The organism is Streptomyces sp. NPDC020742, assembly GCF_040641675.1.
GTDB lineage: Bacteria > Actinomycetota > Actinomycetes > Streptomycetales > Streptomycetaceae > Streptomyces.
Genome location: NZ_JBFAEA010000004.1, coordinates 314,545 through 334,907 on the forward strand (window position 1 = coordinate 314,545; position 20,363 = coordinate 334,907).

The 20,363-nt window shown below is 65.8% G+C and carries 32 protein-coding genes; all 32 read right to left on the minus strand.

Translation table 11 applies throughout. The features are described from left to right. Nucleotides 1-17 precede the first annotated feature (17 nt). A complete protein-coding gene (locus AB0G84_RS10790) occupies nucleotides 18-1,040 on the minus strand; it encodes a DNA-directed RNA polymerase subunit alpha (protein ID WP_003956430.1) in 1,023 nt (340 codons plus the stop codon). Nucleotides 1,041-1,172: 132 nt separating this feature from the next. Then, complete coding sequence (gene rpsD / locus AB0G84_RS10795; protein WP_361318359.1) at nucleotides 1,173-1,799, minus strand: 30S ribosomal protein S4; 627 nt, start codon at nucleotides 1,797-1,799, stop codon at nucleotides 1,173-1,175. A gap of 27 nt (nucleotides 1,800-1,826) precedes the next feature. Then, nucleotides 1,827-2,231 (minus strand): 30S ribosomal protein S11, encoded by a 405-nt coding sequence (rpsK, locus tag AB0G84_RS10800; protein ID WP_004571845.1) that lies wholly within the window; start codon nucleotides 2,229-2,231, stop codon nucleotides 1,827-1,829. Nucleotides 2,232-2,327: 96 nt separating this feature from the next. After that, nucleotides 2,328-2,708, minus strand: coding sequence for a 30S ribosomal protein S13 (rpsM, locus tag AB0G84_RS10805; RefSeq protein ID WP_361318361.1), 381 nt, complete (start codon nucleotides 2,706-2,708; stop codon nucleotides 2,328-2,330). 194 nt (nucleotides 2,709-2,902) lie between these two features. Continuing rightward, nucleotides 2,903-3,016, minus strand: coding sequence for a 50S ribosomal protein L36 (gene rpmJ, locus AB0G84_RS10810; RefSeq protein ID WP_003956441.1), 114 nt, complete (start codon nucleotides 3,014-3,016; stop codon nucleotides 2,903-2,905). 60 nt (nucleotides 3,017-3,076) lie between these two features. Further along, nucleotides 3,077-3,298, minus strand: coding sequence for a translation initiation factor IF-1 (gene infA, locus AB0G84_RS10815; RefSeq protein WP_003956442.1), 222 nt, complete (start codon nucleotides 3,296-3,298; stop codon nucleotides 3,077-3,079). A gap of 188 nt (nucleotides 3,299-3,486) precedes the next feature. Further along, nucleotides 3,487-4,329 (minus strand): type I methionyl aminopeptidase, encoded by an 843-nt coding sequence (map, locus tag AB0G84_RS10820; RefSeq protein WP_361318363.1) that lies wholly within the window; start codon nucleotides 4,327-4,329, stop codon nucleotides 3,487-3,489. Nucleotides 4,330-4,428: 99 nt separating this feature from the next. Further along, nucleotides 4,429-5,082 carry an adenylate kinase gene (locus AB0G84_RS10825; protein WP_361318365.1) on the minus strand — a complete coding sequence of 218 codons (654 nt, stop codon included), beginning with the start codon at nucleotides 5,080-5,082 and terminating at the stop codon, nucleotides 4,429-4,431. Continuing rightward, a complete protein-coding gene (gene secY / locus AB0G84_RS10830) occupies nucleotides 5,082-6,395 on the minus strand; it encodes a preprotein translocase subunit SecY (protein WP_361318367.1) in 1,314 nt (437 codons plus the stop codon). The genes AB0G84_RS10825 and secY overlap by 1 nt, the downstream gene beginning before the upstream one ends. Before the next feature lie 351 nt (nucleotides 6,396-6,746). Next, nucleotides 6,747-7,208: a 50S ribosomal protein L15 gene (gene rplO, locus AB0G84_RS10835; protein ID WP_361318369.1), complete on the minus strand. Its 462-nt coding sequence runs from the start codon at nucleotides 7,206-7,208 to the stop codon at nucleotides 6,747-6,749. Between the two features lies 1 nt (nucleotide 7,209). Then, a complete protein-coding gene (gene rpmD / locus AB0G84_RS10840) occupies nucleotides 7,210-7,392 on the minus strand; it encodes a 50S ribosomal protein L30 (protein ID WP_006604889.1) in 183 nt (60 codons plus the stop codon). Beyond that, complete coding sequence (rpsE, locus tag AB0G84_RS10845) at nucleotides 7,392-7,994, minus strand: 30S ribosomal protein S5 (RefSeq protein WP_006604888.1); 603 nt, start codon at nucleotides 7,992-7,994, stop codon at nucleotides 7,392-7,394. The genes rpmD and rpsE overlap by 1 nt, the downstream gene beginning before the upstream one ends. 46 nt (nucleotides 7,995-8,040) lie before the next feature. Beyond that, nucleotides 8,041-8,424, minus strand: a complete 384-nt coding sequence (gene rplR, locus AB0G84_RS10850; RefSeq protein WP_361318371.1) for a 50S ribosomal protein L18 — start codon at nucleotides 8,422-8,424, stop codon at nucleotides 8,041-8,043. Nucleotides 8,425-8,427: 3 nt separating this feature from the next. Next, on the minus strand, nucleotides 8,428-8,967 hold the full coding sequence (rplF, locus tag AB0G84_RS10855; protein ID WP_361318373.1) for a 50S ribosomal protein L6: 540 nt from the start codon (nucleotides 8,965-8,967) through the stop codon (nucleotides 8,428-8,430). Nucleotides 8,968-8,988: 21 nt separating this feature from the next. Continuing rightward, nucleotides 8,989-9,387, minus strand: coding sequence for a 30S ribosomal protein S8 (gene rpsH, locus AB0G84_RS10860; protein ID WP_030413019.1), 399 nt, complete (start codon nucleotides 9,385-9,387; stop codon nucleotides 8,989-8,991). A 237-nt stretch (nucleotides 9,388-9,624) separates the two neighbouring features. Next, nucleotides 9,625-9,810, minus strand: coding sequence for a type Z 30S ribosomal protein S14 (locus tag AB0G84_RS10865; RefSeq protein WP_003956452.1), 186 nt, complete (start codon nucleotides 9,808-9,810; stop codon nucleotides 9,625-9,627). Nucleotides 9,811-9,815: 5 nt separating this feature from the next. Continuing rightward, nucleotides 9,816-10,376 (minus strand): 50S ribosomal protein L5, encoded by a 561-nt coding sequence (rplE, locus tag AB0G84_RS10870; RefSeq protein ID WP_016571061.1) that lies wholly within the window; start codon nucleotides 10,374-10,376, stop codon nucleotides 9,816-9,818. Continuing rightward, on the minus strand, nucleotides 10,376-10,699 hold the full coding sequence (rplX, locus tag AB0G84_RS10875) for a 50S ribosomal protein L24 (RefSeq protein ID WP_361318375.1): 324 nt from the start codon (nucleotides 10,697-10,699) through the stop codon (nucleotides 10,376-10,378). Before rplX ends, rplE begins: the two co-directional genes overlap by 1 nt. Nucleotides 10,700-10,702: 3 nt before the next feature. Beyond that, on the minus strand, nucleotides 10,703-11,071 hold the full coding sequence (gene rplN, locus AB0G84_RS10880) for a 50S ribosomal protein L14 (RefSeq protein ID WP_003998823.1): 369 nt from the start codon (nucleotides 11,069-11,071) through the stop codon (nucleotides 10,703-10,705). A gap of 104 nt (nucleotides 11,072-11,175) precedes the next feature. After that, a complete protein-coding gene (gene rpsQ / locus AB0G84_RS10885) occupies nucleotides 11,176-11,460 on the minus strand; it encodes a 30S ribosomal protein S17 (protein WP_361318377.1) in 285 nt (94 codons plus the stop codon). Continuing rightward, nucleotides 11,460-11,684, minus strand: coding sequence for a 50S ribosomal protein L29 (gene rpmC / locus AB0G84_RS10890; protein WP_004950453.1), 225 nt, complete (start codon nucleotides 11,682-11,684; stop codon nucleotides 11,460-11,462). The genes rpsQ and rpmC overlap by 1 nt, the downstream gene beginning before the upstream one ends. After that, a complete protein-coding gene (rplP, locus tag AB0G84_RS10895) occupies nucleotides 11,684-12,103 on the minus strand; it encodes a 50S ribosomal protein L16 (RefSeq protein WP_004571829.1) in 420 nt (139 codons plus the stop codon). The genes rpmC and rplP overlap by 1 nt, the downstream gene beginning before the upstream one ends. Nucleotides 12,104-12,108: 5 nt before the next feature. Beyond that, the gene (gene rpsC / locus AB0G84_RS10900; RefSeq protein WP_361318379.1) at nucleotides 12,109-12,927 is read right to left on the minus strand and encodes a 30S ribosomal protein S3; all 819 of its coding nucleotides are present in this window, start codon (nucleotides 12,925-12,927) and stop codon (nucleotides 12,109-12,111) included. Next, nucleotides 12,927-13,274: a 50S ribosomal protein L22 gene (rplV, locus tag AB0G84_RS10905; protein WP_004571827.1), complete on the minus strand. Its 348-nt coding sequence runs from the start codon at nucleotides 13,272-13,274 to the stop codon at nucleotides 12,927-12,929. Before rplV ends, rpsC begins: the two co-directional genes overlap by 1 nt. Nucleotides 13,275-13,318: 44 nt before the next feature. Further along, nucleotides 13,319-13,600, minus strand: a complete 282-nt coding sequence (gene rpsS, locus AB0G84_RS10910; protein ID WP_016571057.1) for a 30S ribosomal protein S19 — start codon at nucleotides 13,598-13,600, stop codon at nucleotides 13,319-13,321. Nucleotides 13,601-13,612: 12 nt separating this feature from the next. Next, entirely contained in the window at nucleotides 13,613-14,449 is an 837-nt protein-coding gene (rplB, locus tag AB0G84_RS10915) for a 50S ribosomal protein L2 (RefSeq protein ID WP_030413014.1), read from the minus strand. 39 nt (nucleotides 14,450-14,488) lie between these two features. After that, nucleotides 14,489-14,812, minus strand: a complete 324-nt coding sequence (rplW, locus tag AB0G84_RS10920; RefSeq protein WP_042155860.1) for a 50S ribosomal protein L23 — start codon at nucleotides 14,810-14,812, stop codon at nucleotides 14,489-14,491. Next, nucleotides 14,812-15,465, minus strand: a complete 654-nt coding sequence (gene rplD, locus AB0G84_RS10925; RefSeq protein WP_030413012.1) for a 50S ribosomal protein L4 — start codon at nucleotides 15,463-15,465, stop codon at nucleotides 14,812-14,814. The genes rplW and rplD overlap by 1 nt, the downstream gene beginning before the upstream one ends. 8 nt (nucleotides 15,466-15,473) lie before the next feature. Beyond that, entirely contained in the window at nucleotides 15,474-16,118 is a 645-nt protein-coding gene (gene rplC, locus AB0G84_RS10930; protein WP_030413011.1) for a 50S ribosomal protein L3, read from the minus strand. Nucleotides 16,119-16,132: 14 nt separating this feature from the next. Then, the gene (gene rpsJ / locus AB0G84_RS10935) at nucleotides 16,133-16,441 is read right to left on the minus strand and encodes a 30S ribosomal protein S10 (protein WP_004571821.1); all 309 of its coding nucleotides are present in this window, start codon (nucleotides 16,439-16,441) and stop codon (nucleotides 16,133-16,135) included. Nucleotides 16,442-16,868: 427 nt separating this feature from the next. After that, complete coding sequence (gene tuf / locus AB0G84_RS10940) at nucleotides 16,869-18,062, minus strand: elongation factor Tu (RefSeq protein WP_361318383.1); 1,194 nt, start codon at nucleotides 18,060-18,062, stop codon at nucleotides 16,869-16,871. A gap of 165 nt (nucleotides 18,063-18,227) precedes the next feature. Further along, entirely contained in the window at nucleotides 18,228-20,348 is a 2,121-nt protein-coding gene (gene fusA, locus AB0G84_RS10945) for an elongation factor G (RefSeq protein ID WP_361318385.1), read from the minus strand. Between the last annotated feature and the right edge of the window lie 15 nt (nucleotides 20,349-20,363).

Below are 20,363 nucleotides of genomic sequence, written 5' to 3' on the forward strand. Positions count from 1 at the left end.
ACCCCGGCCGGCAGTGCTCAGTACTGCTCGGTCTCCACGAACCCGGCGTCCGCGTCGTCGTCCGCGCCGAAGGCGTCGGCGGCGGCGGTCGGGTCGAATCCGGGCGGGCTGTCCTTGAGGGCCAGGCCCATGCCGGCCAGCTTCGCCTTGACCTCGTCGATCGACTTCGCACCGAAGTTGCGGATGTCGAGCAGGTCGGCCTCGGAGCGCGCCACGAGCTCACCCACGGAGTGGATGCCCTCACGCTTGAGGCAGTTGTAGGAGCGGACGGTGAGCTCCAGCTCCTCGATCGGCAGCGCCAGGTCGGCGGCGAGGGCGGCGTCCGTCGGGGACGGGCCCATGTCGATGCCCTCGGCGTCGATGTTGAGCTCGCGCGCCAGACCGAACAGCTCGACCAGGGTCTTACCAGCCGACGCCATGGCGTCACGCGGACGCATGGCCTGCTTGGTCTCGACGTCGACGATCAGCTTGTCGAAGTCGGTGCGCTGCTCGACACGGGTCGCCTCGACCTTGTAGGTGACCTTGAGCACGGGGCTGTAGATGGAGTCGACCGGAATCCGGCCGATCTCCTGGCCCACCTGCTTGTTCTGGACGGCGGAGACGTAGCCGCGACCGCGCTCGACGGTCAGCTCCATCTCCAGCTTGCCCTTGCCGTTGAGGGTGGCGAGGACCAGGTCGGGGTTGTGCACCTCGACACCGGCCGGCGGCGCGATGTCCGCGGCGGTGACCAGGCCCGGGCCCTGCTTGCGCAGGTACATCACGACCGGCTCGTCGTGCTCGGAGGAGACGACCAGCTGCTTGATGTTGAGGATGAGGTCGGTGACGTCCTCCTTGACGCCCGGCACGGTGGTGAACTCGTGCAGGACACCGTCGATCCGGATGCTGGTGACGGCGGCACCGGGGATCGAGGAGAGGAGCGTACGACGCAGGGAGTTGCCGAGGGTGTAGCCGAAGCCCGGCTCCAGCGGCTCGATCACGAACCGGGAGCGGTATTCGTCGACGACCTCTTCGGTCAGCGAGGGACGCTGAGCAATCAGCATGTTTTCGGTCCTTCAGTCGTGGACGCCCGCTATTTGACGCCCGCTGTACTGACAAGGGTACGGGCGGCACGGCACCGAAGTGCCGTACCGCCCCCACCCGGCCGACTCCCTGCGGAAGGGAGCCGGTGAGCCTTACTTGGAGTAAAGCTCGACGATCAGCTGCTCCTGCACCTGGGTGTCGATCACCTGGCGCTCGGGCAGGCTGTGCACGAGGATCCGGAGGTTCGACGGGATCGCTTCCAGCCAGGCCGGAACGGTCTTCTCGCCGGCCTCGGCCTTGGCCACCTCGAAGGGGGTCAGGTTCCGAGAGCCCTCGCGGACCTCGATGATGTCGTTCACGGCGACGCGGGCCGACGGGATGTCGGTCTTGCGGCCGTTCACGTTGATGTGTCCGTGACGGACCAGCTGACGGGCGTGGTCACGGGACTTGGCGAAGCCGGCCCGGTAGACCACGTTGTCGAGGCGGGTCTCAAGGATGCGCAGAAGGTTCTCACCGGTCTTGCCGGTCTTCTGGTTCGCTTCCTTGTAGTAGTTCACGAACTGCTTCTCAAGGACACCGTAGATACGGCTGCACTTCTGCTTCTCACGAAGCTGGAGCAGGTACTCGCTGTCCTTGGTGCGCCCGCGACCGTGCTCACCCGGGGGGTAAGGACGGATCTCGATCGGGCACTTCGCGCTCTCGCACTTGCTCCCCTTGAGGAAGAGCTTCTGCTTCTCCCGACGGCAACGCTTGCAGTCGGCCCCGGTGTAACGCGCCATTGTCTAGTTGTCTCCTACTTCAGATGGTCAGACGCGGCGACGCTTGGGCGGGCGGCATCCGTTGTGCGGGGTGGGGGTGACGTCCTGGATCGAACCCACCTCGAGGCCGGTGGCCTGGAGGGAGCGGATCGCGGTCTCACGGCCGGAGCCGGGACCCTTGACGAAGACGTCGACCTTGCGCATGCCGTGCTCCTGCGCGCGGCGGGCGGCCGACTCGGCGGCCATCTGCGCGGCGAAGGGGGTGGACTTGCGCGAGCCCTTGAAGCCGACGTGGCCGGCAGAGGCCCAAGAGATCACGTTCCCGGTCGGGTCGGTGATCGAGACGATCGTGTTGTTGAACGTGCTCTTGATGTGAGCGTGCCCGTGGGCGACGTTCTTCTTCTCCTTGCGGCGCACCTTCTTGGCGCCGGCCGTACGGCCCTTCGGAGGCATGAATTTCTCCCGTGGAGGTGGTCGGTCCTACAGCGAAGACCGCTTGGGGGGCCTGGGGGGAGTCCCCCCAGAGCACACAGTGCGTCCTGCTGAGGACTACTTCTTGCCCGGCTTCTTCTTGCCGGCGATCGCGCGACGCGGACCCTTGCGGGTACGGGCGTTCGTGCTGGTGCGCTGACCGTGCACCGGCAGGCCGCGGCGGTGACGCAGACCCTGGTAGCAGCCGATCTCGACCTTGCGGCGGATGTCGGCCTGGATCTCGCGACGGAGGTCACCCTCGGTCTTGAGGTTGTTGTCGACGTACTCGCGGATCTTGATCAGGTCTTCCTCGGCCAGGTCGCGAACCCGCGTGTTGGGGTTCACGCCGGTGGCGTCGAGGGTCTGACGCGAGAGCGTCCGCCCGATACCGAAGACGTAGGTGAGGGCGACCTCCACACGCTTTTCGCGCGGGAGATCAACGCCTGCGAGGCGTGCCATTGATGTGGCTCCTGATGGCTATTCGGAGGTCTTCCGCAGCACCGTTCCCGTAAGACTCTGCAGCATTACGAGCCGGGTCCCCGGCCTCCGAGCCGGGGGTGTCGTCCCCGCGAGTGGTGCGGGGGTCGGGTGACTGCGTATGTACGTATGTGCTTGCGTCGCGCGAACTGCGAAATGCAGGTGGTCGGCGTGCGTCAGCCCTGGCGCTGCTTGTGGCGCAGGTTGTCGCAGATGACCATGACCCGGCCGTGGCGGCGGATCACCTTGCACTTGTCGCAGATCTTCTTGACGCTCGGCTTGACCTTCATGGGATGTGAGGTTCTCCGGGTCAGTGCCGTCACCCCACGGGAGCGGGGCGCCGACAAGATCTACTTGTAGCGGTAGACGATCCGGCCACGCGTCAGGTCGTACGGAGAGAGCTCCACGACGACCCGGTCATCCGGGAGGATGCGGATGTAGTGCATCCGCATCTTGCCGCTGATGTGCGCGAGGACCTTGTGACCGTTCTGGAGCTCCACCTTGAACATGGCGTTCGGCAGGGACTCGATCACGGTGCCCTCGATCTCGATGGCACCTTGCTTCTTGGCCACGCTTCGCCCTTCGAATCGGCTACCTTGATCAACTCTTGTGCGCCCGCGGCGTCAGTGACGCCGCCTGTCTCCAGGCATACGGATGCACGAGAGCCGACGCGTCAGTCTACGTCAGCACCCAGGAAAAGACGAATCCTGGATTATTGCCCACCGGCGGAGATCCTTACGCTCGGGGTCTCCCCAGATGATCAAGACTTTGCGGCCGGGTCGGGCGCCGCAGTGATCCCCAGCTCGGCCAGCTTGGCCTTGCCGCCGTCCGGCGCGGTGAGCACCAGCGGGCCGTCCTCGGTCAGCGCGACCGAGTGCTCCCAGTGCGAGGACCAGCTGCCGTCGTTGGACTTCACCGTCCAGTCGTCCTCGAGCACATGGGTCTTGGGCGTCCCGAGGTTGACCATCGGCTCGATCGCGATGCAGAAGCCGGGCACCAGCTTGGGGCCGCGGCCGCGCTTGCGGTCGACGTAGTTCAGCAGGTGCGGGTCCATGTGCATCTGCGAGCCGATGCCGTGGCCGCCGTAGTCCTCGACGATGCCGTACTTACCGCTCGACGGACGCGGCTGGCGGCGGATGTAGCCCTCGATCGCCTTGGAGATGTCCACCAGGCGGTTGCCCTTGGCGACCGCTGCGATGCCGGCCCACATCGACTCCTCGGTCACCCGGCTGAGCTCGACCAGCTCCGCGGAGTGACCGGACCCGACGAAGGCGGTGTACGCGGCGTCGCCGTGCCAGCCGTCGACGATCGCGCCGCAGTCGATGGAGATGATGTCCCCGTCCTGCAGCACCGTGTCGGTGTCGGGGATGCCGTGGACGACGACGTCGTTCACCGAGGTGCAGATCGTCGCCGGGAAGCCGCCGTAGCCCAGGAAGTTCGACTTCGCGCCGTGCTCGGCCAGCACCTTGCGCGCCGCGTCGTCCAGGTCCTTGGTCGTGGCGCCCGGCACCGCCGCCTTCCGGGTCGCCGCGTGGATGGCGGCGACCACCAGCCCCGCCTCGCGCATCTTCGCGATCTGCTCGGGGGTCTTGATCTCCACCATGCGGTGCCTTCCGCCTTCGCTCTCGTCCTGCGTCTGTTCTGACCAACAGTACGGCCGCGGTGCCCATGGTGGACACCGCGGCCGTACGGAGCTGTGCGCTTACTCGCCGCGCTGGAGCGCCGCCATCGCGCGCTCGGTGACCTCTTCGACCTTGCCGAGGGCCGGGATCGTGACGACCAGGTCCTGGGCCTTGTAGTAGTCGATGATCGGCTCGGTCTCCGTGTGGTAGACCTCCAGCCGCTTGCGGACGGTCTCCTCGCGGTCGTCGTCACGCTGGTACAGCTCGCCGCCGCAGACGTCGCAAACGCCCTCGGTCTTCGGCTTGTTGTACTCGGCGTGGAAGACGTGGCTGCTGTCATTGCGGCAGATCCGCCGGCCGGCGATCCGCTTCACGACCTCGTCCTCGGGGACCTCGAGGTCCAGGACGGCGTCCAGCGTGAGGTTCTTGTCCTTGAGGTACGCGTCCAGCGCCTCGGCCTGGCCGATGTTGCGCGGGAAGCCGTCCAGCAGGAAGCCCTCGGCGGCGTCGGGCTGCTCCATGCGGTCCTCGGCCATGCCGATCGTGACCGAGTCGGGCACCAGGTTGCCGGCGTCCATGTACGACTTCGCCTCGACACCCAGGGGCGTGCCCTGACTGATGTTGGCGCGGAACAGGTCCCCCGTGGAGATGTGCGGGATCGCGAGGTTCTTGGCAAGGTACGCAGCCTGTGTACCCTTGCCGGCCCCCGGGGGTCCGACGAGGACGATTCGCATCAGCGGAGGAACCCTTCGTAGTTGCGCTGCTGAAGCTGGCTCTCGATCTGCTTCACGGTCTCCAGACCCACACCCACGATGATGAGGATGCTCGTCCCGCCGAACGGGAAGTTCTGGTTCGCGTTGAAAAGCACCAACGCCACTGTTGGTACGAGCGCGATCAGACCCAGGTACAGCGAGCCCGGCCACGTGATCCGGTTGAGCACGTAGCTGAGGTACTCGGCCGTCGGGCGACCAGCCCGGATACCCGGGATGAAGCCACCATACTTCTTCATGTTGTCGGCAACTTCTTCGGGGTTGAAGCTGATGGCGACGTAGAAGAAGGCGAAGAAGACGATCAGCAGGAAGTACGTAACGATGTAAACGGGGTGATTTCCCTTGGTGAAGTTGGTGGCGATCCACGTCGCCCATTCCGCCTTCGACCCGCTGAACTGTGCGATGAGGGCCGGAATGTAGAGCAGCGATGACGCGAAGATGACAGGAATCACACCTGCCTGGTTCACCTTGAGCGGGATGTAGGTGGACGTACCGCCATAGGACCGGCGCCCGATCATCCGCTTCGCGTACTGCACCGGAATGCGCCGCTGGGCCTGCTCGACGAAGACCACCAGGGCGACCATCGCCAGACCCACCAGGATCACGGAGAAGAACTCGATCCAGCCGTCGGCGAGCTTGCCGGTGAGCTTGATCTGCCACAGGGCGCCCGGGAAGCCGGCGGCGATCGAGATGAACATCAGGATCGACATGCCGTTGCCGATGCCGCGGTCGGTGATCAGCTCACCGAGCCACATGATCAGGCAGGTACCGGCGGTCATCGTGATGACCATGGTGATGGTGGTGAAGATCGAGTCGCTGGGGATGATCTCGCTGGCGACCGGGCAGCCCTGGAAGAGGGCGCCGTTGCGGGCCACTGCGATCAGGCCGGTGCCCTGCATCACGGCGAGCGCGATGGTCAGGTAGCGGGTGTACTGGGTGATCTTGGCCTGGCCGGTCTGGCCCTCCTTCTTGAGGGCCTCCAGCCGGGGGATCACCACGGTCAGCAGCTGCAGGATGATGCTGGCCGTGATGTACGGCATGATCCCCATCGCGAAGATGGTGACCTGCAGCAGCGCACCACCGCTGAACATGTTCACCAGCCCGAAGAGACCGGTGTTGGTACCGGCCTGCTTCATGCACAGCTGAACGTTCGAGTAGTTCACCCCGGGCATGGGAATATGGGTGCCGAGCCGGTAGACCAGCACGATGCCCAGCGTGAACAGCAGCTTCTTGCGCAGGTCAGGCGTCTTGAACGCCTGGGCGAACGCGGTGAACACGGAGCCTCCTGCACCTCACACGTCCAGTGTGGGCATACGACGGGGGTCGAAGTCAGTGACAGTGTTGGTGTGAGCCATCCCGGGAAAACCCCGCGATAACAAATGACAGCTTTGGCTACCCTACCGGGTCGCGCCTGCCCAGCGGTGAGATCACCGACCGGGAATGGGGCGCAACGCACGATGCGCCCCACGCGAGAACCCTCCCGCGCCTCCGGCCGGTGACCGCGCGGCCGGCCCGCGACGGCGCCATGAGCGCCGCCACCGCCGCACGGGGCGCGCCACCGGGCACCGAAACACCGGAGGCCGGCCCTCCGAAGAGGACCGGCCCCTGGTGCCGTACGGTCAGCGCGCTCAGCCGTTGATGAGCTCGGTGACGGTGCCGCCGGCAGCGGCAATCTTCTCCTTGGCGGAGCCGGAGACGGCGTCAACCGAAACCTGCAGCGCCACGGAGACCTCGCCCTGGCCCAGGACCTTGACGAGCTCGTTCTTGCGCACCGCGCCCTTGGCGACCAGGTCGGCCACCGTGACCTCGCCACCCTGCGGGTAGAGCTCGGCCAGCTTGGCCAGGTTCACGACCTGGAACTGCTTGTGGGCGGGGTTCTTGAAGCCCTTCAGCTTCGGGAGGCGCATGTGGAGGGGCATCTGCCCACCCTCGAAGCGCTCCGGAACCTGGTAACGGGCCTTGGTGCCCTTGGTACCACGACCGGCGGTCTTACCCTTGGACGCCTCACCACGACCGACACGGGTCTTGGCGGTCTTGGCGCCCGGGGCGGGCCGGAGGTTGTGGACCTTCAGCGGGTTGTTCTCCGCCATGTCAGTCGACCTCCTCAACCGTCACGAGGTGGCGGACGGTGTGCACCATGCCGCGGAACTCGGGGCGGTCCTCCTTGACAACCACGTCGTTGAGCCGCTTCAGGCCCAGCGAACGAAGGGTGTCGCGGTGGTTCTGCTTGCTGCCGATGTAGGACTTCGTCTGCGTGATCTTGAGGTGCGCCATTACGCGGTCACCCCAGCACGCGCCCGCAGCAGAGCGGCGGGGGCAACGTCCTCCAGCGGCAGGCCACGACGGGCCGCGATCTCCTCGGGGCGCTGCAGGCCCTGGAGCGCGGTCACCGTGGCGTGCACGATGTTGATCGGGTTCGACGAACCGAGCGACTTGCTCAGCACGTCGTGGATGCCCGCGCACTCCAGAACGGCACGCACGGGGCCACCGGCGATCACACCGGTACCGGGGGAAGCCGGCTTGAGCAGGACGACGCCCGCAGCCTTCTCGCCCTGGATGGGGTGCGGGATGGTGCCCTGGATACGGGGGACCTTGAAGAAGTTCTTCTTGGCCTCTTCCACGCCCTTGGCGATGGCAGCCGGAACTTCCTTGGCCTTGCCGTAACCGACACCTACGGTGCCGTCACCGTCGCCCACCACGACCAGCGCGGTGAAGCTGAAACGACGACCACCCTTGACAACCTTGGCGACGCGGTTGATCGCGACAACGCGCTCAACGTACGCGGTCTTCTCGGCGGCAGCGCCACCGTCGCGACCCTTCCGGTCCCGCCGCTCGCCGCCACCGGCACCGCTGCCGCGGCGCTGGGGTCCAGCCATTGGATTTACCTCTCTCTGTTACGTCCGCTAGCTCCGGAACCGGGGCTTAGAACTTCAGCCCGGCTTCGCGGGCGGCGTCGGCCAGAGCGGCAATCCGCCCGGCGTACTGCTTGCCACCACGGTCGAACACGACGGCCTCGACACCGGCGGCCTTGGCACGCTCGGCGACCAGGGAACCGACCTGCTTGGCCTGAGCGCTCTTGTCGCCCTCGCCACCACGGATCGACGCGTCCAGGGTCGACGCCGACGCCACGGTGTGACCCGCGATGTCGTCGATGACCTGCGCCGTGATGCCGCGGTTGGTCCGCGTCACGACCAGACGCGGACGCTCCGGGGTACCCGAAATCCGCTTACGGATGCGGATGTGGCGACGCTTGGCAGCGGCGCGCTTGTACGCGTCACCCTTAGCGATCTTCACACCGTATGCCATGGCTTACTTACCAGCCTTTCCGACCTTGCGGCGGATGACCTCGCCGGCGTACTTGACGCCCTTGGCCTTGTACGGGTCAGGCTTACGCAGCTTGCGGATGTTCGCCGCCACCTCGCCGACCTTCTGCTTGTCGATGCCCTCGACGCTGAGCTTGGTCGGGGACTCGACCTTGAACGAGATGCCCTCGGGGGCCTCGATCAGGATCGGGTGGCTGTAGCCCAGGGAGAACTCCAGGTTGGAGCCCTTGGCCTGGACGCGGTAACCGACACCGCTGATCTCAAGCGCCTTGCTGTAGCCCTGGGTCACGCCGGTGATCATGTTCGCCACCAGCGTGCGGGACAGGCCGTGCAGGGCCTTGTTCTGACGCTCGTCGTTCGGGCGGGAGACGTTGATGACGCCGTCCTCACCCTTGGCGACCTCGATGGGGGCCGCGACGGTGTGCGAGAGGGAACCCTTGGGGCCCTTCACGTTGACCGTACGGCCGTCGATGGTGACATCCACGCCAGCGGGAACCTGGATGGGCAGCTTGCCAATGCGCGACATTAGCTCTTCCTCCGTTCCCGATTACCAGACGTAGGCGAGGACTTCCCCACCCACGCCCTTCTTCTGCGCCTGCTGGCCGGTGAGCAGACCGTGCGACGTGGAGATGATCGCCACGCCCAGGCCGCCGAGCACCTTCGGCAGGTTGGTGGACTTTGCGTAGACCCGCAGGCCCGGCTTCGAGATCCGCTTGATGCCGGCGATCGAGCGCTCACGGTTCGGACCGAACTTGAGCTCGAGGACGAGGTTCTTGCCAACCTCGGCGTCCTCGACGCGCCAGCCGGTGATGTAACCCTCCTGCTGGAGGATCTCCGCGATGTGCGACTTGATCTTGCTGTGCGGCATCACGACGGTGTCGTGGTAAGCCGAGTTCGCGTTCCGCAGACGGGTCAGCATGTCTGCGATGGGGTCAGTCATGGTCATGAATTGGCCTTCGGCCTCTCTCGCCGGGGTTTCCTATGTGCGCCATCCCTCTCCCCGATCATGGTCGGGACGGGTGCGGCGCGGGGACCTACGGCGTAGTAAGCGACGTTTGCGGGCTTCGCCCGCGGTCGGTCTCGGGCGGCGGAACACCCCAAACCCCTCCACCCTACGGGAGGAGGCGGGGCGCCCGCCGACCGATTGCTTACCGAGAGCCTCTTGGTTATCCCAACTGGGGGATTACCAGGAGCTCTTGGTCACGCCCGGCAGCTCGCCACGGTGAGCCATCTCACGAAGGCACACGCGGCACAGGCCGAACTTGCGGTAGACGGAGTGCGGGCGGCCGCAGCGCTGGCAGCGGGTGTACGCACGCACACCGAACTTCGGCTTGCGAGCAGCCTTGGCAATCAGAGCCTTCTTCGCCATCTCGCTCACGCCTCCTTGAACGGGAAGCCGAGGTGACGAAGGAGAGCGCGGCCCTCATCGTCGTTGGTCGCCGTGGTGACCACGGTGATGTCCATACCCCGGGTACGGTCGATCTTGTCCTGGTCGATCTCGTGGAACATGACCTGCTCCGTGAGACCGAAGGTGTAGTTGCCCCGACCGTCGAACTGCTTCGGGGACAGACCACGGAAGTCGCGGATACGCGGCAGCGCGAGCGACAGCAGGCGGTCCAGGAACTCCCACATGCGGTCACCGCGGAGGGTGACGTGGGCACCGATCGGCTGGCCCTCACGCAGCTTGAACTGCGCGATGGACTTACGGGCCTTGGTGACGGCCGGCTTCTGGCCGGTGATCGTGGTGAGGTCGCGGATGGCGCCCTCGATCAGCTTGGAGTCGCGGGCGGCGTCGCCCACACCCATGTTGACCACGATCTTGGTCAGACCGGGGATCTGCATGACGTTCTCGTAGGAGAACTCGTCCTTCAGCTTCCCGGCGATCTCTTCGCGGTAGCGCGTCTTCAGACGCGGCGCGTTGGTGGTGGCAGTCATCAGATGTCCTCACCGGTCCGCTTGGCAACGCGGATCTTGTTGCCGTCGTCGTCGAAGCGGTATCCGACGCGGGTGACGACCTTCTGACCGTCCTTCTCCACAACCAGCTGAACGTTGCTGACGTGGATGGGGGCCTCGGTGGTCACGATGCCGCCGGTCTTCGAACCACGGGCGGTCTGTCCGGCCTTGGTGTGCTTCTTGACCCGGTTGACACCCTCGACCAGGACGCGGTCCTCGCGGGGGAAGGCCTGGATGACCTTGCCCTGCTTGCCCTTGTCCTTACCGGTGATGACCTGGACCAGGTCGCCCTTCTTGATCTTCATCGGTTACAGCACCTCCGGCGCGAGCGAGATGATCTTCATGAACTTCTTCTCGCGCAGTTCCCGGCCCACGGGGCCGAAGATGCGGGTGCCGCGGGGGTCGCCATCGTTCTTGAGGATGACGGCCGCGTTCTCGTCGAAGCGGATGTACGAGCCGTCCGGACGGCGGCGCTCCTTGACGGTGCGAACGATGACCGCCTTGACGACGTCACCCTTCTTCACGTTGCCACCGGGGATCGCATCCTTGACGGTGGCAACGATGACGTCACCGATGCCCGCGTAGCGGCGACCGGAACCACCGAGAACACGGATGCAAAGGATCTCCTTCGCACCAGTGTTGTCGGCGACACGCAGTCGCGACTCCTGCTGGATCACGTCTATCTCCTGAATGTCTGCCGGTTCCCGGCGAGAAGCGCGAGTGCTTCGCGCTTCTCGCCGAGCCTGGCGGAACTGTTCCTAGGGGGTCCCCCTAGGAGGGATTACTTGGCCTTCTCGAGGATCTCGACGACGCGCCAGCGCTTGGTGGCGGACAGCGGCCGGGTCTCCATCAGGAGGACGCGGTCGCCGACACCGGCAGCGTTCTGCTCGTCGTGCGCCTTGAGCTTGTTGGTACGGCGAATGACCTTGCCGTACAGAGCGTGCTTGACGCGGTCCTCAACGGCGACGACGACGGTCTTGTCCATCTTGTCGCTGACGACCAGGCCCTCACGGACCTTGCGGAAGCCGCGCTCCTGCTTGTTCTCAGTCACATTCGTCTCGCTCATCAGGCGCTCTCCACCGTCTCGATGCCGAGCTCGCGCTCCCGCATCAGGGTGTAGATCCGGGCGATGTCCTTGCGGACGGCCTTCAGCCGGCCGTGGTTTTCGAGCTGTCCGGTCGCCGCCTGGAAGCGGAGGTTGAACAGCTCCTCCTTGGCCTCACGCAGCTTGGCAACGAGGTCCTCGTTGTTCAGCTCGCGCAGCTCGGTCGCCTTGGTACCGGCCGCCATCACGACTCACCTGCCTCGCGCCGCACGATGCGGCACTTCATCGGAAGCTTGTGGGCGGCGCGGGTCAGCGCCTCCTTGGCAACCTTTTCGTTCGGGAAGGACAGCTCGAACATCACCCGACCGGGCTTGACGTTCGCGACCCACCACTCCGGAGAACCCTTACCGGAACCCATGCGGGTCTCGGCCGGCTTCTTCGTCAGCGGACGGTCGGGGTAGATGTTGATCCACACCTTGCCGCCACGCTTGATGTGACGGGTCATGGCGATACGAGCGGACTCGATCTGCCGGTTCGTCACGTAGGCCGGGGTGACGGCCTGGATTCCGTACTCACCGAAGGCCAGCTCGGTGCCACCCTTGGCCATGCCGTTGCGCTTCGGGTGGTGCTGCTTGCGGTGCTTGACCCTGCGAGGGATCAGCATGTCGGTCAGGCCTCCGTTCCGGGGGTCTCCGCCGGAGCAGCGGCAGCGGCCTCGGCCTTGGGGGCCTCGGCAGCAGCGGACTGCTGCGGCTTGCGGCCGCGGCCGCCACGCTCGCCACCGCGGCGCGGACGGTCGTTGCCACCACGGGCCGGGCGGTTGCCCGCACGGGCCGCGGCGTTCTCGGCGCGAACCTCGGCGATGTTCTTGACGTCGCCCTTGTAGATCCAGACCTTCACACCGATGCGGCCGAAGGTGGTCTTGGCCTCGAAGAAGCCGTAGTCGACGTTCGCACGGAGGGTGTGCAGGGGCACACGGCCCTCGCGGTAGAACTCCGAGCGGGACATCTCGGCGCCGCCGAGACGGCCACCACACTGGATCTTGATGCCCTTGGCGCCGGCCTTCATCGTCGACTGCATGCTCTTACGCATGGCGCGACGGAAGGAGACGCGGGACGACAGCTGCTCGGCGACGGCCTGGGCCACCAGCTGAGCATCGGTCTCGGGGTTCTTGACCTCGAGGATGTTCAGCTGGACCTGCTTGCCGGTCAGCTTCTCCAGCTCGCCGCGGATGCGGTCGGCCTCGGCGCCGCGGCGGCCGATGACGATGCCCGGACGAGCGGTGTGGATGTCAACGCGGACGCGCTCACGGGTGCGCTCGATCTCCACCTTGGAGATACCAGCGCGCTCCATGCCCTTCGTCATCATGCGACGAATGGCGACGTCTTCCTTGACGTAGTCCTTGTACAGCTTGTCGGCGTACCAACGGGACTTGAAGTCCGTCGTCACACCGAGCCGGAACCCGTGCGGGTTTACCTTCTGGCCCATTACCGGGTTCCTTCCTTGCTGCTGACGACCACGGTGATGTGGCTGGTCCGCTTGCGGATCCGGTAGGCACGGCCCTGAGCACGCGGACGGAACCGCTTCAGGGTCGGGCCCTCGTCGACGTACGCCTCGCTGATGACCAGCGAAGAGGCGTCGGTGTGGTCGTAGTTGTGCGCGGCGTTGGCAATGGCGCTGTCCAGCACCTTGCCCACCGGCACGCTCGCGGCCTGCGGGGCGAAACGCAGGACCGCCTGAGCCTCCGTGGCATCCATGCCACGGATAAGGTCCACCACGCGGCGGGCCTTCATGGGCGTGACGCGGATGTACCGCGCCTGGGCCCTGGCTTCCATGGTTGTCCCTTCGGTGTCAGTCATAGTCTTCGCACTCCGGTCGATCAGCGACGACGCGACTTGCGGTCGTCCTTCTCGTGGCCGCGGAAGGTGCGGGTCGGCGCAAACTCGCCGAGCTTGTGGCCGACCATCGACTCGGTGACGAACACCGGGACGTGCTTGCGGCCGTCGTGCACCGCGATCGTGTGGCCGAGCATGGCCGGGACGATCATGGAGCGGCGGGACCAGGTCTTGATGACGTTCTTGGTGCCTGCATCGTTCTGAACATCCACCTTCTTGGCGAGGTGGTCGTCGACGAAGGGCCCCTTCTTGAGACTACGCGGCATCTAAACCCGCTCCTAGCGCTTCTTGTTCGTCTTGCGGCGGCGGACGATGTACTTGTTGCTGGCCTTCTTCGGCGAGCGAGTACGACCCTCCTTCTGGCCCCAGGGCGAGACCGGGTGGCGACCACCGGAGGTCTTGCCCTCACCACCACCGTGCGGGTGGTCGACCGGGTTCATCACGACACCGCGCACGGTCGGGCGAACGCCCTTCCAGCGCATACGGCCGGCCTTGCCCCAGTTGATGTTCGACTGCTCGGCGTTGCCGACCTCGCCGACGGTGGCGCGGCAGCGCACGTCGACCAGGCGGATCTCACCGGACGGCATACGAAGGTGGGCCATCGCGCCCTCCTTCGCCAGCAGCTGCACGGAGGCACCGGCCGAGCGGGCGAACTTCGCACCGCCGCCCGGACGCAGCTCGATCGCGTGGATCGTCGTACCCACGGGGATGTGACGCAGCGGCAGGTTGTTGCCCGGCTTGATGTCGGCGCCAGGGCCGTTCTCAATCCGAGCACCCTGGACCAGGCCACGGGGCGCGATGATGTAGCGCTTCTCGCCGTCTGCGTAGTGCAGCAGCGCGATGCGCGCGGTGCGGTTCGGGTCGTACTCGATGTGCGCGACCTTGGCCGGCACGCCGTCCTTGTCGTGACGACGGAAGTCGATCACGCGGTAGGCGCGCTTGTGGCCACCGCCCTGGTGGCGAACGGTCACACGACCGGCGTTGTTACGGCCGCCCTTGCTGTGCAGCGGGCGGACCAGCGACTTCTCCGGCGTGGACCGCGTGATCTCGACAAAGTCGGCGACGCTGGAGCCACGACGGCCCGGGGTCGTCGGCTTGTACTTGCGGATACCCATTTCTCAGTCCTCGTCCGATTCCGGACGACTCGGACTCCGTTAGGAGACCGGGCCGCCGAAGATGTCGATACGGTCGCCCTCGGCGAGGGTCACGATGGCGCGCTTGGTGTTCGCGCGCTTGCCGTAACCGGTGCGGGTGCGCTTGCGCTTGCCCTGCCGGTTGATCGTGTTGACCCCGGTGACCTTGACCGAGAAGACCGCCTCGACGGCCTGCTTGATCTGGGTCTTGTTCGCGCCGGGCGCGACGATGAACGTGTACTTGTTCTCGTCCAGCAGCGCGTAGCTCTTCTCGGAAACCACCGGCTTGACGAGAACGTCGCGCGGGTCCGTGAAGGTCTTGCTGGTGACGACGGCCTCAGTCATCAGGCGTCGCTCCCTTCGGTCTCAGCGTTGGCCTTGGGGCCAGACACGAAGGACTCGAAGGCGGCCTTGGTGAAGACCACGTCGTCGGAGACGAGCACGTCGTACGTGTTCAGCTGGCCCGGCTCCAGGATGTGGACCTGGGGCAGGTTGCGGGCGGACAGCCACGCGGCCTCGTCGCTGCGCTCGGCGACCAGGAGCACGTTCTTGCGCTCGCTGACCTTGCCGAGGAGAGCCTTGGCGGCCTTGGTGGAGATGTCGCCCTCGACCACGCCGGAAACGACGTGGATACGGCTGTTGCGGGCCCGGTCGGTGAGGGCACCGCGCAGGGCGGCGGCCTTCATCTTCTTCGGGGTCCGCTGGCTGTAGTCACGCGGCACGGGGCCGTGGACGATGCCACCGCCGGCGAACTGCGGCGCACGGGTCGAACCCTGACGCGCCCGGCCGGTGCCCTTCTGGCGGTACGGCTTCTTGCCACCGCCGCGGACCTCGCCGCGAGTCTTGGTCTTGTGCGTACCCTGACGGGCAGCGGCCAGCTGCGCGACAACGACCTGGTGGATCAGCGGAATGCTGACCTTGGCGTCGAAGATCTCCGCGGGGAGCTCGACGGACCCGGCCTTGTCGCCTGCCGGCGAAAGGATGTCAATGGTGCTCATCGGTTACCTCAGGCCCCCTTGGCCGCGGTACGGACCAGGACGAGGCCGCCGTTCGGACCAGGAACTGCGCCCTTGATGAGCAGCAGACCCTTCTCCGCGTCAACGGCGTGGACGGTCAGGTTCTGGGTGGTGACCCGCTCATTGCCCATACGGCCGGCCATCCGCATGCCCTTGAACACGCGGCCCGGGGTGGCACAGCCACCGATGGAGCCCGGCTTACGGTGCACGCGGTGGGCACCGTGCGAGGCCTTGCCGCCGCCGAAGCCGTGACGCTTCATGACACCGGCGAAGCCCTTGCCCTTGCTCTTGCCGGTCACGTCCACCTTGACGCCGGACTCGAAGGTCTCAGCGGTCAGCTCCTGGCCGAGGGTGTACTCACCGGCGTCGGGAGTACGGACCTCAACGAGGTGACGACGGGGGGTGACGTCGGCCTTCGCGAAGTGGCCCTTGAGGGGCTTGTTCACCTTGCGCGGGTCGATCTCGCCGAAGGCGATCTGGACGGAGTCGTAACCGTCCTGGTCATTGGTGCGCACCTGGGTAACGACACAGGGGCCGGCCTTCACCACGGTCACCGGGACGACACGGTTGTTCTCGTCCCAGACCTGGGTCATGCCGAGCTTCTCGCCCAGGATGCCCTTGATCTGCTTAGCCATCTCTTCCGCGCCTCTCAGAGCTTGATCTCGATGTCAACGCCGGCCGGAAGGTCCAGGCGCATCAGCGAGTCAACGGTCTTGGGCGTCGGGTCGAGGATGTCGATCAGGCGCTTGTGCGTGCGCATCTCGAAGTGCTCGCGCGAGTCCTTGTACTTGTGCGGCGACTTGATGACGCAGTACACGTTCTTCTCAGTGGGCAGCGGCACCGGGCCCGCGACCGACGCACCAGTACGGGTCACCGTCTCGACGATCTTCTTCGCCGAGGTGTCGATGACCTCGTGGTCGTAGGCCTTGAGCCGGATGCGGATCTTCTGTCCCGCCATGGCTACTTCGTAGTCCTGTCTCTCGTAACGCTCTGGGACCCGGTGGATTCCCGTTCTTCTCCGACCCACGCGGTCGGGCGTGTCGCACCCCTTCTCGTAAATCCCCGCACGGGAGATCCTTCAAGAAGGAGAAGGCAGGGGAAGAACACCCACCGGGCGCCTGGCCGAGGCACCCCGCTGACGCTTCCCGAAAGATTCCCGTATTTCCGGCCCTGAGAAGGGACGACGAATACCTGGGACTCGCTTCCGGTCCTCCCGGCGGGAGGCGCGCAGCATCGGCACTCAACCGAGCAACCTGGACAGTGTGCCATACGCACACACCCCAAGGCCAATCGGACCCCAACTGTCAAGGAGCCCCGCCCACCTGGTGGTGGGCGGGGCTCCTTGGAGTGCTCGGATGAGCTACCGGGTCTCCCCGATCAACGACTTACTTGTTGATCTTGGTGACCTGGCCGGCGCCGACGGTCCGGCCACCCTCACGGATGGCGAACTTCAGGCCCTCCTCCATGGCGACCGGCTGGATCAGCTGGACCGACATCTCGGTGTTGTCGCCCGGCATGACCATCTCGGTGCCCTCGGGGAGGGTCACAACACCGGTCACGTCAGTCGTACGGAAGTAGAACTGCGGACGGTAGTTGTTGAAGAACGGCGTGTGGCGGCCACCCTCGTCCTTGGACAGGATGTAGGCCTGCGCCTCGAACTCGGTGTGCGGGGTGACCGAGCCCGGCTTGATGATGACCTGGCCGCGCTCGACGTCCTCGCGCTTGATGCCGCGGAGGAGCAGACCGACGTTCTCACCGGCCTGGCCCTCGTCGAGGAGCTTCCGGAACATCTCGATGCCGGTGACCGTGGTGGTGGTCTTCTCGGTCTTGATGCCGATGATGTCGACGGTCTCGTTGACCTTGAGGACACCACGCTCGATGCGGCCGGTGACGACGGTGCCACGACCGGTGATCGTGAAGACGTCCTCGATCGGCATCAGGAACGGCTTGTCGACGTCACGCTCGGGCTGCGGGATCGACTCGTCGACGGCGGCCATGAGCTTGAGGACGGAGTCGCCCCACTCCTTGTCGCCCTCGAGCGCCTTGAGCGCCGAGACCTTGACGACCGGAACGTCGTCGCCGGGGAACTCGTACTCGGAGAGGAGCTCACGGACCTCGAGCTCGACGAGCTCCAGGATCTCCTCGTCGTCCACCATGTCGGCCTTGTTCAGGGCGACAACGATGTAGGGAACGCCGACCTGGCGGGCCAGGAGCACGTGCTCCTTGGTCTGCGGCATCGGGCCGTCGGTGGCGGCGACCACCAGGATGGCGCCGTCCATCTGCGCCGCACCGGTGATCATGTTCTTGATGTAGTCCGCGTGACCCGGGCAGTCGACGTGGGCGTAGTGACGGTTCTCCGTCTGGTACTCGACGTGCGCGATGGAGATGGTGATACCGCGCTGGCGCTCCTCAGGAGCCTTGTCGATCTGGTCGAAGGCCGAGGCCTCGTTCAGGTCCGGGTACGCGTCGTGCAGCACCTTGGTAATGGCGGCCGTGAGGGTCGTCTTACCGTGGTCGATGTGACCGATGGTGCCGATGTTGACGTGCGGCTTAGTCCGCTCGAACTTCGCCTTCGCCACTGGGGTCCTCCTGTGGAGTGGTTCTGTACGCCTTACTCATCGGCGCCAGGTGATCTTTGCTGGGGTGCCGGCTGACGGGGGCAATCCTCACGGTTTGCGGGGATTGCCCCGTCAGACGGTGTCAAGCCTAAAGCGTGTTGCGGTCCGACTCCTACGAGACCGGACTTACTCGCCCTTGGCCTTCGCGATGATCTCCTCGGCGACGTTCCGCGGAACCTCGGCGTAGGAGTCGAACTGCATCGAGTAGCTCGCGCGACCCGACGTCTTGCTGCGGAGGTCTCCGACGTAGCCGAACATCTCCGAGAGGGGAACCAGGCCCGTGACGAGCTTGGCGCCGCTGCGGTCCTCCATGGACTGGATCTGACCACGGCGGGAGTTGATGTCGCCGATCACGTCGCCCATGTAGTCCTCGGGCGTGGTGACCTCGACCTTCATCATCGGCTCCAGCAGGGCCGGGGAGGCCTTGCGGGCGGCCTCCTTGAAGGCCATCGAGCCGGCGATCTTGAACGCCATTTCCGACGAGTCGACCTCGTGGAACGCACCGTCGAGGAGCGTGACCTTGACGCCGGTCAGCGGGTAGCCGGCGAGAACACCGAACTCCATGGCCTCCTGGCAACCCGCGTCCACGGACGGGATGTACTCCCGCGGGATGCGGCCACCGGTGACCTTGTTCTCGAACTCGTACCCGTCGCCCTCGAGCGGCTCGATGGCGATCTGCACCTTGGCGAACTGACCGGAACCACCGGTCTGCTTCTTGTGCGTGTAGTCGAGGCGCTCGACGGCCTTGCGCAGGGTCTCGCGGTACGCGACCTGCGGCTTACCGACGTTGGCCTCGACCCGGAACTCACGCTTCATACGGTCGACCAGCACGTCGAGGTGCAGCTCGCCCATACCCGCGATGATGGTCTGGCCGGTCTCCTCGTCGGTGTGCACCTGGAACGAGGGGTCCTCTTCGGCGAGACGCTGGATGGCGACACCCAGCTTCTCCTGGTCGCCCTTGGACTTGGGCTCGATGGCGACCTGGATGACCGGGGCCGGGAACTCCATCGACTCCAGGATGACCTGGTTCGAGGCGTCGCAGAGGGTCTCACCGGTGGTGGTCTGCTTCAGACCCATGACGGCGACGATGTCACCGGCACCCACCGAGTCGATCTCCTCACGCTTGTTCGCGTGCATCCGGTAGATCTTGCCGATGCGCTCCTTCTTGCCCTTCACCGAGTTCTGCACCTGCGAGCCGGCCTCAAGGCGGCCCGAGTACACCCGGATGAAGGTGAGCTTGCCCAGGTGGGGGTCGCTCGCAATCTTGAACGCCAGGGCCGACAGCGGCTCGTCCTCGGACGGCTTGCGCTTGACGACCTGCTCCGGGTCGTTGACCGCGTGGCCCTCGATGGCCTCGACGTCCAGCGGGGAGGGGAGGTAGCGCACGACCGCGTCGAGCAGGGGCTGCACGCCCTTGTTCTTGAACGCGGTACCGCAGAACACCGGGGTGACCGTGGTGTTCTCGGCCTTGCCGGAGGCGATGGTGATACGGCGGATCGCCGCGTACAGCTGCTCCTCGGTGGGCTCCTGGCCCTCCAGGTACAGCTCCATGACCTCTTCGTCGTTCTCGGCCACGACCTCGAGGAGCTTGCCGCGCCATTCGTCGGCGGCCTCGATGTGGGTGTCCGGGATGTCGACGGTGTCGTACATCTCGCCCTTGGCAGCCTCGGCCGACCAGACCAGGGCCTTCATCGTGACGAGGTCAACGACACCCTTGAAGTCCATCTCGGTGCCGATGGGCAGCTGCATGACGATCGGGGTCGCGCCGAGGCGGTCCGTGATCATGTCGACGCAGCGGTGGAACTCGGCACCCGTACGGTCGAGCTTGTTGACGAAGCAGATCCGCGGCACGCCGTAGCGGTCCGCCTGACGCCAAACGGTCTCGGACTGGGGCTCGACACCGGCAACGCCGTCGAACACCGTCACCGCACCGTCGAGCACGCGCAGCGAGCGCTCCACCTCGACGGTGAAGTCGACGTGGCCCGGCGTGTCGATGATGTTGATGGTGTTGTCGACGTTCTCCAGCGGCCAGTGGCAGGTCGTCGCGGCAGACGTGATCGTGATGCCGCGCTCCTGCTCCTGCTCCATCCAGTCCATCGTGGCAGCGCCGTCGTGGACCTCACCGATCTTGTACGAAACACCGGTGTAGAACAGGATCCGCTCGGTGGTGGTCGTCTTGCCCGCGTCGATGTGGGCCATGATCCCGATGTTGCGGACCTTGGCCAGGTCAAGCGAAGTGGTAGCCATAGTGGCTCAATCTTC